Source organism: Roseiarcus sp., from assembly GCF_052145395.1.
In the GTDB taxonomy this organism is placed as follows: domain Bacteria; phylum Pseudomonadota; class Alphaproteobacteria; order Rhizobiales; family Beijerinckiaceae; genus Roseiarcus.
The window spans coordinates 1-2,857 of the sequence record NZ_JBKQOT010000822.1; the positions used below are offsets into that span (position 1 = coordinate 1).

Annotated in this window: 4 protein-coding genes; all 4 read right to left on the reverse strand. The window is 65.0% G+C overall.

What is annotated here, in order from left to right; all coding sequences use genetic code 11:
• A partial coding sequence (locus tag ACLP25_RS28400) for an MBL fold metallo-hydrolase (protein WP_442472444.1) occupies nucleotides 1-237 on the reverse strand: 237 nt, incomplete at its 3' end.
• Nucleotides 238-255: 18 nt separating this feature from the next.
• A complete protein-coding gene (locus ACLP25_RS28405; RefSeq protein ID WP_442472445.1) occupies nucleotides 256-1,041 on the reverse strand; it encodes a sulfite exporter TauE/SafE family protein in 786 nt (261 codons plus the stop codon).
• A 2-nt stretch (nucleotides 1,042-1,043) separates the two neighbouring features.
• On the reverse strand, nucleotides 1,044-1,664 hold the full coding sequence (locus ACLP25_RS28410) for a TetR/AcrR family transcriptional regulator (RefSeq protein WP_442472446.1): 621 nt from the start codon (nucleotides 1,662-1,664) through the stop codon (nucleotides 1,044-1,046).
• A 423-nt stretch (nucleotides 1,665-2,087) separates the two neighbouring features.
• Nucleotides 2,088-2,857, reverse strand: a 770-nt coding sequence (locus ACLP25_RS28415) for a cyclase family protein (RefSeq protein ID WP_442472447.1), incomplete at its 5' end; no start/stop codon positions are given.

The window sequence follows — 2,857 nt, forward strand, 5'->3', positions numbered from 1 at the left end:
GACCAACTGCGCATCGAGGATGAAGAACGGAAGTCCGCCGAAGTGGTCGCCATGAAGATGCGTGAGCAGGATGGCCGCTATCGAGTTCGGATCGACGCCGAAGCGGCGCATCGCGATCATCGACGAAGCGCCGCAATCGATCAGCAGGCTGTTCCCGCCGCGTTCGATGAGGAAACAGGTGTTGAATCTGCCGCCGGAGCCGAAGGCGTCACCTGTTCCCAGGAAATGCAGATGCATCGGGACTGCGTTCTCCTCTCAAGAGGCGACCCAAGCCTGCCGCGCCATATAGACTGCCATCGCCGAAACGAAGGCGAACAACGTCGGACGTAACGCCCTGCGATCGAGCCGCGTGGCGAGCCGCGCCCCGATGTCGGCGCCGACTGTGAGCCCGAGGATCACGCCGAGGAGCGCCGGCCAGAGACCCATCGCGCCCGCGCGCCAGTAGACCCAGGCGGCTGGAATCGTGGTCGGCAGCAGCGAGAGAACGAGGCTCGCCATCTGCGCCTGGCGCTGGGGAACGCCGAGAACGGCGCTGAGGCCCACGGTCGTCGTAAGCCCGCCGCCGATTCCGAGGAACCCCGACGACAATCCCGCGAACAATCCTACGGCGAGCATCGCCCCCCACCGCAGTTCGTGGATGGCGCCGCCGCCATCATCGTCTGCGGCGTCCGGGTCGCGGCGCAACAACAACGCATCGAGGCCGATGAGATACGCGACATAGGTCCATTGCAGCGCCGCGGCCGAAACAAAGCTGGCAGCCCTGGCCCCGCCGATGCCGCCAATGAGAAAGCCGATCGCGAGCGGAACGAACCAGCGCGCCGGCGTCCGGACGCCGGCTTCGTGGTAGCGCCGAATGCCGGCGAGGCGCGGCGGCGGAATTTGCGCCGCGAGCGAAATACCTTGAGCCACGTGCTGTTCGGCGCCTAGCAGCAAAACCGAGAACACGACAAGTCCGCCTCCAGGGCTCACACCGAGAAGACCCGACGTGAAGCCGCCGACCAAACCGACCGCCGCGCCGGCGAAGAGGCCGTCGATCCCCATCGTCAGATCTTCCTCTTTGCAGCCGCCCCGGCTGCGGCCTTGGTCCTTGCGAGCCCCGCCAGCATGCGGTCGAGCGCGCTGAGCGCGGCCTCGACATCGATCGGTTCGCCCCAGACAGCCTGAAGGGTCATGCCCTGAAACATCGCGACCAGCAGGCGCGCGACGACATCGTGATCGATGTCCGGCGCCAGCCGCTCGATAAGGGGAGCAAGAGTGGAGCGCGCCGCCTCGGCGCCTTCGAGAACGGCCGCGCGCACGCGGTCGTTGCGCAGAGCCTCGGCCCAGCCATTGACGCCGACACGCCGGCGCGCTTCCCCCGCAGGATCGACCAGGCTCAGCGCATAGCTGTGAGCGAGCACGCGCAAGGCGTCCAAAGGATCCGCATTCGCGAGCGCCGTGGCGTTGAGCGCCGCCTCGCTTCGGTGGCGGTCGACAGCGAGCGCCTCGATGAGGTCGTTCTTAGAAGGGAAGTACAGGTAGACGGCACCGTGACTGAGGCCGGAGCGCCGAACGATGTCGGCCATCCCGGTCTGATGGAACCCGGCCTCGGAGAAGCAGGCAAGCGCGGCGTCGAGAACCTGCCTTCGCCGCGCGTCGCGTTTCGCATCGCTGATTTTTGGCATCGTAAAATTAAAACTGACTGATCAGTCTTTATAATGGTCGACACCGTTCGTCAAGGCCGGGTCAAACAGACCCTAACGGAAGGCCCGTGCGGTTTGGCATAATGAATCATGCAGGGCGGGACGACGCTTGTCGGCCTCAGCCCAACGGACTCGACCGGGCATCGCCGGACCGCCGTGCGTCAATGAACACGGAAGCCGCCTCGGGAACGAATGACCGGTCCTAGCGCAACCGTCGCGTTCCGCCAACGACCGCAATCTGATGCAATGGTCTCGTTCGTCATGCCGATCTATCTTTAGGAGTCCCCCGCAAAGCGTACACGTCGGCCTGCCCGCAAGACTGCGGCGCCTGACGCAAGACAGCAATAAGCACGAGCCGGCAATGGGCCTCCTTCGACTGCCGATGGGGTCATGGATGGAGTCAAGCTACAGAACCGCGATCGGGTTTCCGGGTGAACCGGTCGCGCCGACGATCGGAAGCGGCGCAAAGACGTAGGCGAAGACCCAAGCTCCGCGTTCGACGAGACCCTCGAACGTCATGCCTTCCTGGAGATGAATGCCGCTCTCCATGATGAGGTGCTGGTGGCAGGGGTGAAAGACGTCCGGGTCGATCGGCGGAACGACCTCGACGGCGAAATTATCGGCTCCGACGATGCAAACTTCCAGGCTCGAGAACCAGCGCGCGCATTCGAGGCCGATGCCGGGCGCGCCGTCGTAAAAGGTCTTTGTCTCGGTGTACCAGCGCGATCCGTGGCCGGTGCGGACGAAGACCGCGTCGCCCGGCCGAATGACGTCCAGAGCGACGCCCTGGCGCTCGAGACAGGCTTTGAGGTCGGCGAGCCGGATCTCCTCGCCGACGTCGAGCACGCGTCCCTTCAGGCCTTGCACGTCGAAGAGGACCCCGCGGGTGAAGAAGGGCGGCGCATTTTCGATTCCGAGACTCTTCAGGCCATACGGAGACCACATGTCGGCAAGCTTGTTGCCATTGTAGAATAGCATGTTGGTCTTGTCGCCGCGCGCGCCGCACATGCAGCCAAGATGGCCAAGCGCGTCCATCTGCGTGCCGATCTGGCCGATCTCGGTGGCGATGAACTCATCGTTCCAGATCGTCTTGCTCTTGCTCCCGTAGGGGCCCCCGGTGGGGCCGCCGGGCATGCGCAACGCGTAGGCGCGCCCGGGCGCGAGCGGCATGCGTG

What these genes read in the sequence shown, in the direction of transcription:
- ACLP25_RS28405 (WP_442472445.1), bottom strand. Translation starts at nt 1,041, where the DNA reads ATGGGGATCGACGGCCTCTTCGCCGGCGCGGCGGTCGGTTTGGTCGGC.
- ACLP25_RS28410 (WP_442472446.1), bottom strand. Translation starts at nt 1,664, where the DNA reads ATGCCAAAAATCAGCGATGCGAAACGCGACGCGCGGCGAAGGCAGGTT.